At 71.7% G+C, this 15,067-nt stretch carries 14 protein-coding genes and 1 pseudogene; 6 read left to right on the forward strand and 9 right to left on the reverse strand.

The window, feature by feature from the left end:
• The first annotated feature begins 46 nt into the window (after window positions 1-46).
• Window positions 47-517, forward strand: a complete 471-nt coding sequence (locus CP983_RS27575) for a cupredoxin domain-containing protein (RefSeq protein WP_125529075.1) — start codon at window positions 47-49, stop codon at window positions 515-517.
• Window positions 507-938, forward strand: coding sequence for a hypothetical protein (locus CP983_RS27580; RefSeq protein WP_150502454.1), 432 nt, complete (start codon window positions 507-509; stop codon window positions 936-938). The genes CP983_RS27575 and CP983_RS27580 overlap by 11 nt, the downstream gene beginning before the upstream one ends.
• Here the strand turns inward: CP983_RS27580 and CP983_RS27585 are convergent.
• From CP983_RS27585 to CP983_RS27595, 3 genes are all read right to left on the reverse strand, one after another.
• Window positions 935-1,735, reverse strand: a complete 801-nt coding sequence (locus CP983_RS27585; protein WP_150502456.1) for a sugar phosphate isomerase/epimerase family protein — start codon at window positions 1,733-1,735, stop codon at window positions 935-937. The genes CP983_RS27580 and CP983_RS27585 overlap by 4 nt on opposite strands.
• A 79-nt stretch (window positions 1,736-1,814) precedes the next feature.
• On the reverse strand, window positions 1,815-2,747 hold the full coding sequence (locus CP983_RS27590; RefSeq protein ID WP_107905533.1) for a bifunctional helix-turn-helix transcriptional regulator/GNAT family N-acetyltransferase: 933 nt from the start codon (window positions 2,745-2,747) through the stop codon (window positions 1,815-1,817).
• A gap of 148 nt (window positions 2,748-2,895) precedes the next feature.
• Entirely contained in the window at window positions 2,896-3,492 is a 597-nt protein-coding gene (locus CP983_RS27595) for a dihydrofolate reductase family protein (protein ID WP_125529072.1), read from the reverse strand.
• Window positions 3,493-3,847: 355 nt separating this feature from the next.
• Here CP983_RS27595 and CP983_RS27600 point away from each other — a divergent pair.
• Window positions 3,848-4,177: pseudogene (locus CP983_RS27600) on the forward strand (maleylpyruvate isomerase family mycothiol-dependent enzyme); the annotation flags it as partial.
• A gap of 228 nt (window positions 4,178-4,405) precedes the next feature.
• Here the strand turns inward: CP983_RS27600 and CP983_RS27605 are convergent.
• Window positions 4,406-5,452, reverse strand: a complete 1,047-nt coding sequence (locus CP983_RS27605) for a LacI family DNA-binding transcriptional regulator (protein ID WP_150502458.1) — start codon at window positions 5,450-5,452, stop codon at window positions 4,406-4,408.
• Window positions 5,453-5,787: 335 nt separating this feature from the next.
• On the opposite strand from CP983_RS27605, the gene CP983_RS27610 reads away from it, so the two are divergent.
• Genes CP983_RS27610 through CP983_RS27620 form a run of 3 tightly spaced genes read left to right on the forward strand, consistent with a single transcriptional unit; the run spans window position 5,788 to window position 8,929 of the window.
• On the forward strand, window positions 5,788-6,945 hold the full coding sequence (locus tag CP983_RS27610) for a Gfo/Idh/MocA family protein (protein WP_030960235.1): 1,158 nt from the start codon (window positions 5,788-5,790) through the stop codon (window positions 6,943-6,945).
• Window positions 6,942-8,093: a dihydrodipicolinate synthase family protein gene (locus CP983_RS27615; RefSeq protein WP_150502460.1), complete on the forward strand. Its 1,152-nt coding sequence runs from the start codon at window positions 6,942-6,944 to the stop codon at window positions 8,091-8,093. Before CP983_RS27610 ends, CP983_RS27615 begins: the two co-directional genes overlap by 4 nt.
• A 35-nt stretch (window positions 8,094-8,128) precedes the next feature.
• Window positions 8,129-8,929, forward strand: a complete 801-nt coding sequence (locus tag CP983_RS27620; protein WP_150506912.1) for a sugar phosphate isomerase/epimerase family protein — start codon at window positions 8,129-8,131, stop codon at window positions 8,927-8,929.
• Between the two features lie 205 nt (window positions 8,930-9,134).
• Here the strand turns inward: CP983_RS27620 and rbsD are convergent, their stop codons facing one another.
• The 5 genes from rbsD to CP983_RS27645 form a co-directional block, all read right to left on the reverse strand.
• A complete protein-coding gene (gene rbsD, locus CP983_RS27625) occupies window positions 9,135-9,524 on the reverse strand; it encodes a D-ribose pyranase (RefSeq protein ID WP_150502462.1) in 390 nt (129 codons plus the stop codon).
• Window positions 9,521-10,423, reverse strand: coding sequence for a ribokinase (locus CP983_RS27630; protein WP_150502464.1), 903 nt, complete (start codon window positions 10,421-10,423; stop codon window positions 9,521-9,523). Before CP983_RS27630 ends, rbsD begins: the two co-directional genes overlap by 4 nt.
• 122 nt (window positions 10,424-10,545) lie before the next feature.
• Window positions 10,546-12,498 (reverse strand): ABC transporter permease/substrate-binding protein, encoded by a 1,953-nt coding sequence (locus CP983_RS27635; RefSeq protein ID WP_150502466.1) that lies wholly within the window; start codon window positions 12,496-12,498, stop codon window positions 10,546-10,548.
• The gene (locus tag CP983_RS27640; protein ID WP_125526860.1) at window positions 12,488-14,020 is read right to left on the reverse strand and encodes a sugar ABC transporter ATP-binding protein; all 1,533 of its coding nucleotides are present in this window, start codon (window positions 14,018-14,020) and stop codon (window positions 12,488-12,490) included. The genes CP983_RS27635 and CP983_RS27640 overlap by 11 nt, the downstream gene beginning before the upstream one ends.
• Window positions 14,017-15,036, reverse strand: coding sequence for a LacI family DNA-binding transcriptional regulator (locus tag CP983_RS27645; protein ID WP_150502468.1), 1,020 nt, complete (start codon window positions 15,034-15,036; stop codon window positions 14,017-14,019). Before CP983_RS27645 ends, CP983_RS27640 begins: the two co-directional genes overlap by 4 nt.
• Window positions 15,037-15,067: the final 31 nt, after the last annotated feature.

Below are 15,067 nucleotides of genomic sequence, written 5' to 3' on the forward strand. Positions count from 1 at the left end.
CGGAGAGCCGTACCCCTTGCGGGGGGACGTTCCGGAGGACCGACTCATGACCATCCCGCACATCCGAAACCGCGTGCTCCTCGGCGTGGCCGCCGGTGGCCTGACCGCCGTGCTCGCCGCCTGCGGAGGCGGCGGCAACGGCAGCAGCAGTGGCGACAGCAGCAACGACAACAGCGCCGGTACCGGGCCCGGTACCCAGGTCACGGCGGAGATGACCGACTTCCACATCAACCTCTCGACACAGAAGTTCCAGCCCGGCGAGTACACCTTCACCGTGAAGAACATGGGCGGGCACACGCACGGCCTGGAGGTCGAGGGCCCCGGCGGCGAGAACCGCAGCAAGAACGTGGAGCCGGGGCAGTCCACGACCCTCACAGTGAACCTGAAGTCCGGCTCGTACGAGCTCTACTGCCCGGTCGACGGGCACAAGGACCTCGGCATGAAGACGGAGATCACCGTCGGCGGAGCCCCGGCGCCGTCGACCGACAACAACACCTCTCCGGGCAATGGCTACTGAGGGCGCCGCCGTCCGGCTCGTCCTGCGGCTGGCCGGGGCCGGGCTGACGGCGACGATGGCCGCGATCCATCTGCGCCTGTGGGCCGAGGGCTACCGGGACCTCGCCACCATCGGGCCGCTCTTCCTGCTCAACGGCATCGTCGGCATCCTGCTCGCGCTGGCCCTGCTGGTCACGCCCGTGCGCCTGCTCGGCTTCGTCGCGGTGGGCACCGCGCTGTTCACGGCCGGCACGCTGGGCGCGCTGTTCCTGAGCCTCAACGCGACCCTGTTCGGATTCGGCGAGTCGATCGACGCGGAGCTGGTCCGCCCGACCCTGTACGTCGAGACGGCGGGCGTGATCGTGCTGATCGCCCTGGCGGTGACCGCGTTCGGCCACGCCCACCGCCACCGCGACCAGCGGACGACCCCTGCCGGCCGCTAGGCCGACTCGTTCAACAGCCGCGAAAGGTGCTCCCGCCCCGCGCCGAGCAGCTCGGGCAGCGGGGGCACGTCCTCGTACCAGCGCTTCTCGTACTCCCAGCACAGCCAGCCGTCCCAGGCGTGCCGGGAGAGGACCTCCACGCACTCGGCGAGCGGCAGCACGCCGGCACCGAGCGGCAGCGGGGTCGTGTCCTCGGCGGAGGCGATGTCCTTGACCTGGACGTAGCCGAGATACGGCGACAGGGCCGCGTAGCTCTCCGAGGGCTGCTCGCCGGCCAGCCAGGTGTGCATGACGTCCCAGAGCGAGCCGACGTGCCGGTGGCCGACCAGGCCGAGCACCCGGATCGAGTCGCCGGCGGCGCTGTGCGAGTCGTGGGTCTCCAGCAGGATCCGTACGCCCATGTCGGCGGCGTACTCCGCAGCCGTGCCCAGCCGCCGCGCGGCGATCGCGTCCGCCGACTCCCGGCTCTGCTCGGGATCGGCGCCGGGGAAGACGCGGACGAAGGGCGTGCCGAGGTCGTGGGCGAGGTCGACGAGCCTGCGGACCTCCTCGATCACCGGCCCGTCGTCACCCGGCGCGGCGACCCGGGCGTACCCGGCGAGCCCCACCAGCTCGATCCCGGCGGCCTTGAACTCGGCCGCCACATCGGCCCGTTCCCCGGGCCCGAGCCCCGGATGCACCGGCTCCTCCGGATGCGCACGCAACTCGACCCCGTGATACCCGTGCACACTCGCAAGCCGCAGCACGTCGGGGAGAGGGAGACCGGGGACGCCGAGGGTGGAGAACGCCAGTTTCATGCCTCCACCTTGCCAGGGAAACGGAGGGACGCCCATCCGGCCGGGCGTTCGGAAGCGGGATGCCCGGATCCCCCGGGCCTCACTCCGTCGTGCCGTGCAGGTCCAGGCGCCAGTCCTGGCCCGTCAGGTCCTTGCCGAAGGAGCGGTGGGGTTTTTCGGCGGCCAGGACGAAGCCGTGGCGTTGGTAGATGCGGCGGGCCGACGACAGGACGTCGTTGGTCCACAGCACCAGGTCGCGGTAGCCGACGCCGCGGGCGAAGTCGACGACGGCCGTGACGAGGCGGTCGCCGATGCCGAGGCCGCGGGCGTCGGGCTCGACCAGCAGCAGGCGCAGCCGGGCCGTGGCGGGGGCCTCGTCGCGGACGCACATCACGCAGCCCACCGGACGGCCGTCCAGCTCGGCGATCCACACCCGCTCCAGGTGCGGGTCGTGGTCCTCGGCGAAGTCGGCGACGATCCTCGCCACCAGCCCCTCGTAGTCGGCGTTCCAGCCGTACTCCGCCGCGTACAGCGCGGCGTTGCGCTGCACGATCCAGCCGAGGTCGCCGGGGCCCGGCTCGCGCAGCAGGACGTCCTCGCGGCGGGGAGGGCGGCCCTCGGACAGGATCGTGCGGACGGTCGTCATCGCCTCGGCGAGGCGGGGCCGTTCGGCGGCCGGCACGGTCGACAGCAGTGAGCCGACCGATTCGCTCGCCCGCTCCTCCAGCAGCTTGCCGGTCTCCCGGCCGCGCGCGGTGAGCGTGACGCGCCGGCGCCTCGGATCCTGCTGCGAGGCGGTGCGCTCGATGAGCCCGTCCTGCTCGAACTTGTTCAGGATCCGGCTCAGATATCCCGCGTCCAGCGAGAGCTCGGTGCGCAGATCGGCCGCGTCGGTACGCGGGGAGTGCGCGAGCTCGTACAGGACGCGGGACTCGGTGAGGGTGTACGGCGCGTACAGGTGGCGGCTGTAGTCGAGGGCACCGATGACGTTCGTGTAGAAGCGGTTGAAGGCGCGGATGTCGTGGACGCTCATGATCGTCGACCCCGGTGGACTCTGCGGCGATGCGCTTGCGTATCGCCGGATGTTTGACTCAGTCAGAGGTTCTGGGTTCGAGCCTAGGACGTCCGCGCCCGGACGGCCACCCTTTCGCCGATTCCTCCCGTCGGCTGTCCCGGGGCCGTCAGCCCTCCGCGGCCGGCCGGAACACGCACACCTGAGCGCCGGTCTTCGCGGTGGTCGTCGAGACGAGTTCCAGTGGGCGCCTGCCGCCGTCGGCCGGGAAGATCGACTTTCCGCCGCCGAGCAGCACCGGCATCACGATGAGCTGGAGCTCGTCGACCAGGCCCTCCTGGATGAGGGTGCGCACGAGGGTGGGGCTGCCCATCATCGCCAGGTCGCCGCCCTCGGCCGCGCGCAGCTCCCGCACCCGGGCGACCGCGTCGGCGCCGGGGATCAGGGTGGTGTTGTTCCAGGTCAGATCGGCGTCGGTGAGGGTGCTGGAGACGACGTACTTCTTGATCGAGTTCATCCGGTCGGCGAAGGGGTCCCCGGCCCGCTCCGGCCACGCCCCCGCCATGGTCTGCCAGGTACGACGCCCGAAGAGCAGCGCGTCGGCGTTCCGCATCCCGGCGTCGAAGGCACCGCCGAGGACCTCGGCGTCGAAGTAGGGGTGCGACCAGCCGCCGTGCGCGAACCCGCCGTCGGTGTCCTCCTCGGGGCCGCCGGGGGCCTGGACGACGCCGTCGAGGCTGATGAACTCGGTGATCGAGATGCGCATGGGGTTCACTCCTGGATATCGGGCGTGCGGTGTGCCGCCGAGGTGGTTACGGCAGGGAAGACCGGGGCGGTGCCCGGAAATCATCGGTGGGTCGAGAGATAGACGCGGAACGCGGGATTCGGGAGGGGGTTGGGCTCGAAACTGTGGTCGGCGCGGGCCCGAAACCGTGGCGGGCTCGTGCGTACGTCCGGTCGGTCGTGCGCGGGCGATATGCGGTGGCCGAACCCGACTTCCCTGCGTCAGGCTCGAGTTCATGGATCCTCAGCTCGACGCACCGCCGGCCGCTCACTCCTGGCTCGGTCCGCCGATCGACGCCCGCCCGCTCTTCGTCCCCGAGCACGCCTCCCTGATCGCCACCCTGCGCGACATCGCCGCACCCGCCGGCACGCAGGTGCGGATCCATGTCACCGGGCCCGCGGGCGGAACGTGGACGGCGACCGCGGGCGGAACGTGGACCGCGACCGCGAGTGGAACCTCGACCGGGACCGCCCCGGACGGCGGCAACTGGTCGTTGGCCGGTCCGGCCGACGGTCATCCCGCCGCCCTCGTCCGACTCGACGCGGAGACCGCCTGGCGTCTGTGCGTACGCGGCATCGAACCCGCAGACGCCCTCACCCGCGCCGAGATCGAAGGCGACCGCCAACTCGCCGAAGCCGCCTGCCGGATCGTGTCTGTCGTGCACTGACCGGCCGAAGGCCCGTCACCGACGGAGGCGCAGCCCCAGCCCCAGCCCCAGATGTAGCCCAGCCCCAGATGCAGCAGCCTCAGCCCCAGATGCGGCCCAGCCCCAGCCCTAGACGCAACGACACCGCGGTGCCCCCGACCCCTGGACGCCCCCGGACCCGGACGCCCACCGACCGACCCGGACACCCCCTGCGCAAGCCACCCCCGCACCGGCAGCCCCCAACACCCCTTACGGCCGAGGCCCCCCGGAAGACCCCCGGACCATCAGCTCGCCCCGAATCGTCGCGATCCCCCCGGGCGGCGGTTCCTCCCGGGCCATCGCGATCCGGCCGGCCCGCGCACCCGCCTCCGACAGCGGCAGCCGCACCGTCGTCAGCGAAGGCACCGCGTCGATGCTGAACGGCAGGTCGTCGAAGCCCGCCACCGAGACGTCCTCGGGGATGCGCAGACCGGAGTCCCGCAGGGCCGCGCACGCGCCCAGGGCGACCGAGTCGTTGGCCGCGACCACCGCCGTCAGGGACGGGTCCCGGCGCAGCAGTTCCAGCGTCGCCTCGTAGCCGGACTGGCGGTCGTAGCGGCCGTGGACGGTCCAGCCGGCGTCCTCCTCGATGCCGTGTGCCTCCAGCGCGGCCCGGTGGCCCTCAAGGCGGTGCCGGGTCGTGGTGCGCTCCTCCGGGCCCGCGATGTAGCCCAGCCGCCGGTGGCCCAGGCCGATCAGGTGCTCGGTCAGCTCGCGCCCGCCGCCGCGGTTGTCGAAGGTCAGCGCGATCGCACCGGTGTCCGGCGCCGGCGGCCGCCCGCACAGCACCACCCTCGTCCCCGCCTCCGCCAGCTTGCGCAGCTTCGCCGCGACCGCAGCCGCGTGCGGGGCGTTCTCCATGGCGCCGCCGGTCAGGACCACCGCCGCCGCCCGCTGGCGCTGGAGCAGGGTCAGATACGTCAGTTCGCGCTCCGGCGAACCCCCGGTGTTGCAGACGACCGCCAGCCGCTCGCCGCCCGCCCGGCCGCCCGGGCCCCCGATCTCCGACTGGATCGCGCTCGCCATGATCCCGAAGAAGGGGTCGGCGATGTCGTTGACCAGGATGCCGACCAGGTCGGAGGTGGCGGCGGCGAGCGCGCTCGCGGGACCGTTCAGCACGTAGTCCAGCTCGTCCACCGCGCGCAGCACCCGCTCGCGGGTGGAGGCCGCCACGGGATAGTTCCCGTTCAGCACGCGCGACACCGTCGCGGGCGAGACCTGGGCGCGGGCCGCCACGTCCGCAAGGGTCACCGTCATCTCGTCGTCCTCCGGTCGCGCATCTCGTCGTACCACCTGTCGTACGTGTGTGGTCACCACGTGTTCACGGACAGGCCTGCCCCCTCGTAGACAGGCCATCCGCGACCACGGTTCCGTGTATGTCGAGCAGACCTTAAGGCCAAGAACCCCGGTTGTTCGTCCCCTCGAACAACTCAACCCCGTCACGGTCTTGTCTACACCGCTGCTCAGAGGCTAGCTTCTCATCAGATAGAAAGCGCTTGCTGTGACGCTTGGCAGGGAAAGGCGTACGCGGCGCGCACAACCGCGTACGAGGCGCGCACGAACGTTGCGCACGACGACTGGAAGGGAACGACGTGACACGCAAGACGGTGCGTATCGCCATGAACGGCGTGACCGGGCGCATGGGCTACCGCCAGCACCTGGTCCGCTCCATCCTGGCCATCCGCGAGCAGGGCGGCCTCGACCTGGGCGACGGCACCCTGCTGTGGCCGGAGCCGGTCCTGGTCGGCCGCCGCGAGTACGCCCTGAAGGCGCTCGCCGAGCAGCACGGCCTGGACGGGGCGAACATCTCGACGGACGTCGACGCGGTCCTCGCCGACCCCTCCGTCGAGATCTACTTCGACGCCCAGGTCACCTCCGCCCGCGAGGAGGCGATCAGGAAGGCGATCGCCGCCGGCAAGCACATCTACACCGAGAAGCCCACGGCCACCGGCCTGGAGGGCGCGCTGGAGCTGGCCCGCCTGGCAGACGCGGCCGGCATCAAGCACGGCGTCGTCCAGGACAAGCTCTTCCTCCCCGGCCTGCTCAAGCTCAAGCGCCTCATCGACGGCGGCTTCTTCGGCCGGATCCTGTCCGTGCGCGGAGAGTTCGGCTACTGGGTCTTCGAGGGCGACTGGCAGAGTGCGCAGCGCCCGTCCTGGAACTACCGTGCCGAGGACGGCGGCGGCATCGTCGTCGACATGTTCCCGCACTGGGAGTACGTGCTGCACGAGCTCTTCGGGCGCGTGAAGTCCGTCCAGGCCATCGCCACCACCCACATTCCGCAGCGCTGGGACGAGAACGACAAGCCCTACGACGCCACCGCCGACGACGCCGCCTACGGCATCTTCGAGCTCGACGGCGGCGCCATCGCGCAGATCAACTCGTCCTGGGCCGTGCGCGTCAACCGCGACGAGCTCGTGGAGTTCCAGGTCGACGGCACCGAGGGCTCGGCCGTCGCGGGCCTGCGCAACTGCCGTGTCCAGCACCGCAGCACGACGCCCAAGCCGGTGTGGAACCCCGACATCCCGGCCACCTACTCCTTCCGCGACCAGTGGCAGGAGATCCCGGACAACCAGGAGTTCGACAACGGCTTCAAGGCGCAGTGGGAGCTGTTCCTGCGGCACGTCTACGCCGACGCCCCCTACCACTGGGACCTCCTCGCCGGCGCCCGCGGCGTCCAGCTCGCCGAACTGGGCCTGAAGTCCTCGGCCGAGGGCCGCCGTATCGACGTACCGGAGATCCAGCCGTGACGATCCGACTGCCCGACTTCAAGGGCGGCCTGCGGGCGTACGAGCCGCGCGCCGAGCCCCTCGCGCTCACCCCGGGCGCGCCCCTCGCCTCCCGTACGGTCTTCTCGGCGGCGCACGTCGTCGCCGACCCGTACGCCGACACGAGCCCCGACGCGCCCGCCGCCGTCGACTGGGACGCCACGCTCGCCTTCCGCCGCCATCTGTGGTCCCACGGGCTCGGGGTCGCCGAGGCCATGGACACCGCCCAGCGCGGGATGGGCCTGGACTGGGCGGGCGCGGCCGAGCTGATCCGCCGCAGCACCGCCGAGGCGAAGGCGGTCGGCGGGCGGATCGCCTGCGGTGTGGGCACCGACCAGATCGCCGCCGGGTCCCTCGGAGAGGTCCGGGCGGCCTACGAGGAGCAGCTCGCGGTCGTGGAGGAGTCGGGCGCCCAGGCGATCCTGATGGCCTCCCGGGCGCTGTGCGCCGCGGCCTCGGGGCCCGAGGACTATCTGGAGGTCTACGGCCATCTGCTGCGCCAGGCCGGCGAGCCGGTGGTCCTGCACTGGCTCGGCCCGATGTTCGACCCGGCGCTGGAGGGCTACTGGGGCTCGTCCGACCTGGACACGGCCACGGACACCTTCCTGGAGGTCATCGCCGCGCACCCCGACAAGGTGGACGGCATCAAGGTGTCGCTGCTGGACGCCGCGCGGGAGATCGACATCCGCCGCCGGCTTCCGCAGGGCGTGCGCTGCTACACCGGCGACGACTTCAACTACCCCGAGCTGATCGCGGGTGACGAGAAGGGCTTCAGCCACGCCCTGCTCGGCATCTTCGACCCGCTGGGCCCGCTGGCCGCCGAGGCCGTCCGGGTCCTCGACACGGGGGACGTGGCCGGGTTCCGGGAGCTGCTGGACCCGACGGTCGAACTCTCCCGCCACCTCTTCCGGACCCCGACCCGCTTCTACAAGACGGGCGTGGTATTCCTGGCCTGGCTGGCAGGCCACCAGAGCCACTTCACCATGGTCGGCGGCCTCCAGTCGGCCCGTTCCCTCCCGCACTTCGCCCGCGCCTACGAACTCGCCGACGGACTGGGCCTGTTCCCGGACCCGAAGCAGGCCGAGGAACGGATGAGGAACCTGCTCGCCCTGTACGGAGTGGCCCAGTGAGCACCGGCGATCTCTCCCGCTTCTCCATCAACCAGATGACCGTCAAGCAACTGTCCATGCCCGAACTGGTCGAGGAATGCGGCCGCCTGGGCATCGGCAACGTCGGCCTGTGGCGCGAACCCGTGCAGTCGTACGGCCTGGAGGCGACGGCCAAGCTGGTCCGCGACGCGGGCCTGACGGTCACCACCCTGTGCCGCGGCGGTTTCCTCACGGCGATCGAGCCGGGCGAACGGGCGAAGGCGCTGGACGACAACCGGCTGGCCGTCGACGAGGCGGCCGCGCTGGGCACCGACGTCCTGGTGCTGGTCTCCGGCGGACTGCCCGCCGGGTCCAGGGACCTGCGCGGGGCGCGGGAGCGGATCGCCGACGCGCTCGGCGAACTCGGCCCGTACGCCGAGGAGCGGGGCGTGAAACTGGCCATCGAGCCGCTGCACCCGATGTACGCCGCCGACCGCTGTGTGGTGTCGACCCTGACCCAGGCCCTCGACCTCGCGGAACGCTTCCCGGCCCACCAGGTCGGCGTCACGGTGGACACGTACCACATCTGGTGGGACGACACGGCTCCGGCGCAGATCGCGCGGGCGGGCGCGGGCGGCCGTATCCACACCTTCCAGCTCGCCGACTGGACGACCCCGCTCCCCGAGGGCGTGCTCAACGGACGCGGGCAGATCGGCGACGGCGCGATCGACATGCGGGAGTGGAAGGGGTACGTCGAGGCGGCCGGATACGACGGCACCATCGAGGTCGAGCTCTTCAACGACGGGCTGTGGGCCCGGGACGGCCGGGAGGTGCTGGCGGAGACGGCCCGGCGTTTCGTGGAGCACGTGATCCGCTGAAAAAATCTGCGGCACCCGTACAACCCTCCCCCCACCTCGCCGGTCGTACTTGGCATCAGGACTCTTGGAGGGGGATCTGGGGGGATCGCGGGGGTTCTGACAGGAGGGGAAAACCCGAGGGGCTCGGTCTGCAGACCGAGCCCCTCGAAACGTTTCCGGGCCGCCGGGAAGCCGTGGTGTCGCAAGACCGCCGGGGACGGTGGTCTCAGAAGAAGACGCCGCAGCGCAGCAGCACATTCGCGTACGGCCGTGCCTCGCCGGTGCGGACGATCAGCCGCGCCCCCGCCGACAGCTCCTTGAGCCGCTCGTGCGGGACCAGCTCCAGCTCGGGAAACTCGCCCTCCAGCAGCGTGGCCGCCGCGGGGTTGGCGTCCCGGACCTCCTTCGCGGCCGTCGCGCCCTCCACCACCAGCTCGGCCAGCAGCCCGTCCAGCACCTCGGCGAACGACGGCACCCCGGCCCGGAAGGCCAGGTCCACGACCCGGGGACCGTCGGGTATCGGCATGCCCGCGTCGCAGACCAGGACACCGTCGCCGTGGCCCAGCTCGGCGAGCGCGCCGGCGAGATGGCGGTTCAGGATTCCGGCGCGCTTCACAGGGCGTCGACCTCCGCCGCCGTCGGGAAGGACACCTGCGCGCCCTGCCGGGTCACGGCCACCGCACCGACCCGGGCCGCGTACGCCGCCGCCTCCGGGAGGGACGCGCCCGTGCCGAGCCGCCAGGCCAGCGCCGCCGTGAACGCGTCGCCCGCGCCCGTCGTGTCCACCGCGTCCACCTTGACGGCCGGGATCCGGGCGACGCCCTGCGCGGAGGCCACCAGCGCGCCCTCGGCGCCGAGCGTCACGACCACCGAACGGGGGCCCTTGGCCAGCAGTATTCGCGCCCAGTCCTCGGGGGTGTCGCCCACCGCGGAGTCGCCGAGGATCACCTTCGCCTCGTGCTCGTTCACGATCAGCGGGTCACAGGCCGCGAGCACCTCGGTGGGCAGCGGGCGCGGCGGGGACGGGTTCAGGACGAACCGGCTGCCCTCCGCGAGGCTGCGGACCACCTCCACGACCGTCTCCAGCGGGATCTCCAGCTGCGCCGACACCACCCGCGACGCCTGGAAGAGGCTCGCGGCGGCGTGGACGTCGCCCGGGGTGAGCCGGCCGTTCGCGCCCGGCGACACCACGATGCTGTTGTCCCCGGACGGGTCCACCGTGATCAGTGCGACGCCGGTCGGCGCGCCGCCGACGAGGACGCCGACCGTGTCGACGCCGGACTCCCGCTGCGAGTCGAGCAGCAGCCGGCCGTGCGCGTCGTCGCCGACGCGGGCCAGCAGGGCCGTGCGGGCGCCGAGCCGGGCGGCCGCCACCGCCTGGTTCGCACCCTTGCCGCCCGGGTGGACGGCCAGATCGGAGCCGAGCACGGTCTCGCCGGCACCAGGCCGGCGCTCGACGCCGATCACCAGGTCGGCGTTGGCCGACCCTACGACCAGAAGGTCGTAGTCGTACATGAGATCGCTCCCCTGATAGTCCCCGTGATGACGTGCGGCGGGCGGCCGCCGCCAGGTCCATGCTCCTGCAACGACCGCCCGTCCGTTCGCCGTTCGCCGATGTCGGCGGATACCGGCCGATGTCAGCCGCTGAAGCCCGCCACGTTCTCCTTCGTGACCACCTTCACCGGCACCTTCACCGTCTGCCGGACCTTCTCGCCGTCGAGCGCCTTGAGGGCGTTGTCCACGGCGATCCTGCCGAGCTGGGTCGGCTGCTGGGCGACGGACGCGTACAGCGATCCGCCCTCCACCGCCTTCAGGCCGTCCGGCGTGCCGTCGAAGCCGACCACCGAGACCGACTTGCCGGCCTTGGAGCCCAGCGCCTTGATCGCGCCGAGCGCCATCTCGTCGTTGGCGGCGATGACGCCCCGCACGTCCGGGTGCGCCTGGAGCAGGTTCGACATCACGTCGAGGCCCTTGGTGCGGTCGAAGTCGGCGGGCTGCTGGGCGACGACCTGGATGCCGGGGAAGGCCTTGAGGCCGTTCTCGAAGCCCTGGGCGCGCTCGCGGGCAGCGGACGTGCCGGCCTGGCCCTGGAGGATCACGATCTTGCCCTTGCCGCCGAGCTTCTCGGCGATCGACTTGGCCGCGAGCTCACCGCCGGCGACGTTGTCGGAGGCGACGAGGGCGTCCGTCTTCGCGTCGTTGACCCCGCGGTCGACGGCGATCACCGGGATGTCCGCCTTGTCGGCGGCCTTCACGGAGTTGCTCGCCGCGTCCGAGTCCACCGGGTTGACGATGATCGCGCCGACGCCGGAACTGGTGAAGTTCTGGAGCTGGTTGGCCTGCTGCGAGGCGTCGTTCTGGGCGTCGGTGACGGTCAGGTCCACGCCCTGCTTCTTCGCCTCGGCCATGGCGCCGGCCCGGATCTGCACGAAGAAGGGGTTGTTGAGGGTCGACAGGGACAGGCCCATCTTCCGGTCGGCCGACGTGGAGGAGCCGTTGTGCAGGAAGGAGGTCGCGCCGACGATCGCCACGGTGACGACCGCCGCGAGCGCGTACGTCCCGGCCTGCTTGCCCTTGCCGCCCGGAGAAGCACCGGCCGCCGACGGGGTCGCGCCGGCCTTGCGGCGCAGCGTGTCGAAGAGCACCGCCAGCGCGATCACGACGCCGATGACGACCTGCTGCCAGAAGGCGGAGACGTTCAGCAGGTTCAGGCCGTTGCGCAGCACCGCGAGGATCAGCGCGCCGATCAGGGTGCCGGACGCCTTGCCGGTGCCGCCCGCGAGCGAGGCGCCGCCGATGACGACCGCGGCGATCGCGTCCAGCTCGTAGCCGTCGGCGGCCTGGGGCTGCGCGGAGGACAGCCGCGAGGCCAGCACGATGCCGGCGACGGCGGCGAACACGCCGGACAGGGCGTAGATGGCGAGCTTCTGCTTCTTCACCCGCAGGCCGGACAGGCGCGCGGCCTCCTCGTTGCCGCCGATCGCGTACATCGAGCGGCCGATGTAGGTGCGGCCGAGCACGAAGGCGGCGATCAGGCCCATCACGATCATCACGAGGACCGGCACGGGCAGCCAGCCGCCGAGCGTGTCGCCGAGGTGCGAGACGGAGTCCGGGAAGGGGATCGGGGAGCCCTCGGAGATCACCAGCGACAGACCGCGGGCCACCGAGAGCATGGCGAGCGTCGCGATGAACGGCGGGAGCTTGCCGTACGCGATGAGGAAGCCGTTGACGAGTCCGGCCGCGATGCCGGTCGCGACGGCCAGCAGCACCGCTATGAAGACCGGTACGCCGTGCGAGGTCGCGGTCCAGGCGAGGACGGTGGCCGACAGGGCCGCCACCGAGCCGACCGACAGGTCGATGCCCGCCGAGACGATGACGAAGGTGACGCCGAAGGCGAGGACGGCGGTCACGGCCGCCTGGACGCCGACGTTGAGCAGGTTGTCGGTGGTCAGGAAGTCGCCGGACAGCGCCGACATGGCGATGACGAGGACGATCAGCGCGGTGAGCGCGCCGTTCTCCAGCAGCAGGCGGCGCAGTCCGCCCGTGGCGCCACCGGCGCCCGGTGTCCTCTTGAGCGTGTCAGTGGCCACGAGCGGCCTCCTTGCCGGTCTTGAAGTCGTTGGTGGGGTTGCTGACGGCGAGTGCCATCACGGAGTCCTGGGTCGCCTCGTCGGCGGAGAGCTCGCCCGCGATCCGGCCCTGGGCCATCACCAGCACGCGGTCGCTCATGCCGAGCACCTCCGGCAGATCGCTGGAGATCATCAGTACGGCCGCGCCGGCGGCGGTGAGTTCATTGATCAGCTGGTAGATCTCGACCTTGGCGCCGACGTCGATGCCGCGCGTCGGCTCGTCGAGGATCAGCACCTTGGTGTTCGCGAGCAGCCACTTGCCGATGACGACCTTCTGCTGGTTGCCGCCGGACAGGGTGCGCACATGCTGGCCGAGCCCGGCCATCCGCACGCCCAGCTGCCCCGCGATCCGCGCGGCCGCCTCCCGCTGGCCCCTGAGGTCGACGAGCCCCGCGCGCGTGGCGGCCCGCATCGTCACCAGGCCGAGGTTCTCCTCCACGGACTGGTCGAGCACCAGGCCCTGGCCCTTGCGGTCCTCCGGGATCAGTCCGATGCCGGCCGCCATGGCGGCGACCACGTCGTGCCCCTTCAGGGCCGTACCGGCGACCTTGACGGCGCCCTTGTCGTACGGGTCCGCCCCGAACACCGCGCGCACCACCTCGGTGCGTCCGGCGCCGACGAGTCCGGCGATGCCGACGACCTCACCGGCGTGCACCTCGAAGCCGACGTCGTGGAAGACGCCGTCGCGGGTCAGGCCCTCGACCGTGAGCAACGCGGAGCCCTTGTCGGCCCGTTCGCGCGGGTACTGCTGCGCGATCGAGCGGCCCACCATCAGCCGGACGAGCTCGTCCTCCGGCGTGGCGGCGGGTACCTGCCCGACGCTCTTCCCGTCCCGGATGACCGTGACCCGGTCGCCCAGGGCGGCGATCTCCTCCAGGTGATGGGTGATGAAGACGATCCCGACGCCGTCCTCGCGCAGCTTGCGCACGATCCGGAAGAGCTTGTCCACCTCCTCGGAGGTGAGCACGGCGGTCGGCTCGTCCATGATCAGCACGCGCGCGTCCAGGCTGAGCGCCTTGGCGATCTCGACCATCTGCAGGCGCGCGATGCCGAGTTCACGCACACGCGCGCGTGGCGACACCTGGACACCGACCCGCTTCAGCAGGACCTCGGCGTCCGCCTCCATCCGCTTCCGGTCGATCATCCCGTAGCGGCGCGGCTGGCGGCCCAGGAAGATGTTCTCGGCGACCGTGAGGTCGGGCACCAGGTTGAACTCCTGGTAGATGGTGGCGATCCCGAGGCGCTCGGAGTCCTGCGCACCGTGGATGCGCGTCTCCTCGCCGCCGACCAGGATCCGCCCGGCGTCGGGCGTGTAGGCACCGGACAGCATCTTGATGAGGGTGCTCTTGCCGGCGCCGTTCTCACCGAGGAGGACGTGCACCTCCCCGCGGCGCAGATCGAAGTCGACGCCGTCCAGCGCGACCACGCCCGGGAAGGTCTTCCGGATGCCCTCGATGCGCAGCAACTCGTCCTGGTTGCTCACGACGTGCTCCTTTGCACTGAAGTGGGGTTCGCTCCGCAGGAGCGGCGTACGACGAGACGGGCGGGCAGGGTGACGGACTCGCCGGGCCGTCCCTCGATGCGGTCCACCAGGGCCCGTACGGCGGCCCGGCCCAGCTCGCCCGTCGGCTGGGCGACCGCGGTGATCGGCGGATCGGTGTGCACGAACCAGCGGATGTCGTCGAACGCCGCGAGCGCGATGTCGTCCGGGATGCGCAGCCCACGCGCGCGTACGGCGTCCAGGGCGCCGAGCGCCATCAGGTTGTCGGCCGCGAAGACGACCTCGGGCGGCTCGGGCAGGTCGAGGAAGCCCTCGGTGACCCGCCGGCCGCTCTCGGCCTGGAAGTCGCCCTGCCCTATGTAGACGTCGGGGAGTTCGAGGCCGTACGCGGCGAGCGCCTCCCGGAACGCCTCGACCCGCTCACGCCCGGTCGTGGTCGCCGCCGGGCCCGCGATGATCGCGAGCCGCCGGTGCCCGAGCCCGTGCAGATGAGCCACCAGGTCCTGCACGGCGGTCCGCCCGTCGGCCCGTACGACCGGCACGTCCAGGCCCGGGATCCACCGGTCCACGAACACCATCGGCGTCCCCGCGCGGACCGCGTCCAGCATCAGCGGGGAGCCGCCGTCGGTGGGGGAGACGAGGAGGCCGTCGATGCGGCGGTCCAGCAGATTCCGTACGTGATGGTCCTGGAGGTCCGGACGCTCGTCGGCGTTGCCGATGATGACGCTGTAGCCGAGGGCGCGGGCCTCCTCCTCGACGGAGCGGGCCAGTTCGGTGAAGTACGGGTTCATCACGTCGCTGATGACCAGACCGAGGGTGTGGGTCTGGTCGGTGCGCAGAGAGCGGGCGACGGCGTTCGGGCGGTAGCCCAGGCTCTGGACGGCGGCCAGCACGCGTGCGCGTGCCTCGGCACTGACCGACGGATGGTCGTTCAGGACCCGCGAGACCGTGGCGACGGAAACCCCCGCCTCGGCAGCGACGTCCTTGATGCTCGCCATCGTCGCTCCACCTCCTCGTGGAACTCATGGA

Source organism: Streptomyces chartreusis (assembly GCF_008704715.1).
In the GTDB taxonomy this organism is placed as follows: domain Bacteria; phylum Actinomycetota; class Actinomycetes; order Streptomycetales; family Streptomycetaceae; genus Streptomyces; species Streptomyces chartreusis.

What these genes read in the sequence shown, in the direction of transcription:
- CP983_RS27575 (WP_125529075.1), top strand. Translation starts at nt 47, where the DNA reads ATGACCATCCCGCACATCCGAAACCGCGTGCTCCTCGGCGTGGCCGCC.
- CP983_RS27580 (WP_150502454.1), top strand. Translation starts at nt 507, where the DNA reads ATGGCTACTGAGGGCGCCGCCGTCCGGCTCGTCCTGCGGCTGGCCGGG.
- CP983_RS27585 (WP_150502456.1), bottom strand. Translation starts at nt 1,735, where the DNA reads ATGAAACTGGCGTTCTCCACCCTCGGCGTCCCCGGTCTCCCTCTCCCC.
- CP983_RS27590 (WP_107905533.1), bottom strand. Translation starts at nt 2,747, where the DNA reads ATGAGCGTCCACGACATCCGCGCCTTCAACCGCTTCTACACGAACGTC.
- CP983_RS27595 (WP_125529072.1), bottom strand. Translation starts at nt 3,492, where the DNA reads ATGCGCATCTCGATCACCGAGTTCATCAGCCTCGACGGCGTCGTCCAG.
- CP983_RS27605 (WP_150502458.1), bottom strand. Translation starts at nt 5,452, where the DNA reads ATGACGGTGACCCTTGCGGACGTGGCGGCCCGCGCCCAGGTCTCGCCC.
- CP983_RS27620 (WP_150506912.1), top strand. Translation starts at nt 8,129, where the DNA reads ATGACCGTCAAGCAACTGTCCATGCCCGAACTGGTCGAGGAATGCGGC.
- CP983_RS27630 (WP_150502464.1), bottom strand. Translation starts at nt 10,423, where the DNA reads ATGTACGACTACGACCTTCTGGTCGTAGGGTCGGCCAACGCCGACCTG.
- CP983_RS27645 (WP_150502468.1), bottom strand. Translation starts at nt 15,036, where the DNA reads ATGGCGAGCATCAAGGACGTCGCTGCCGAGGCGGGGGTTTCCGTCGCC.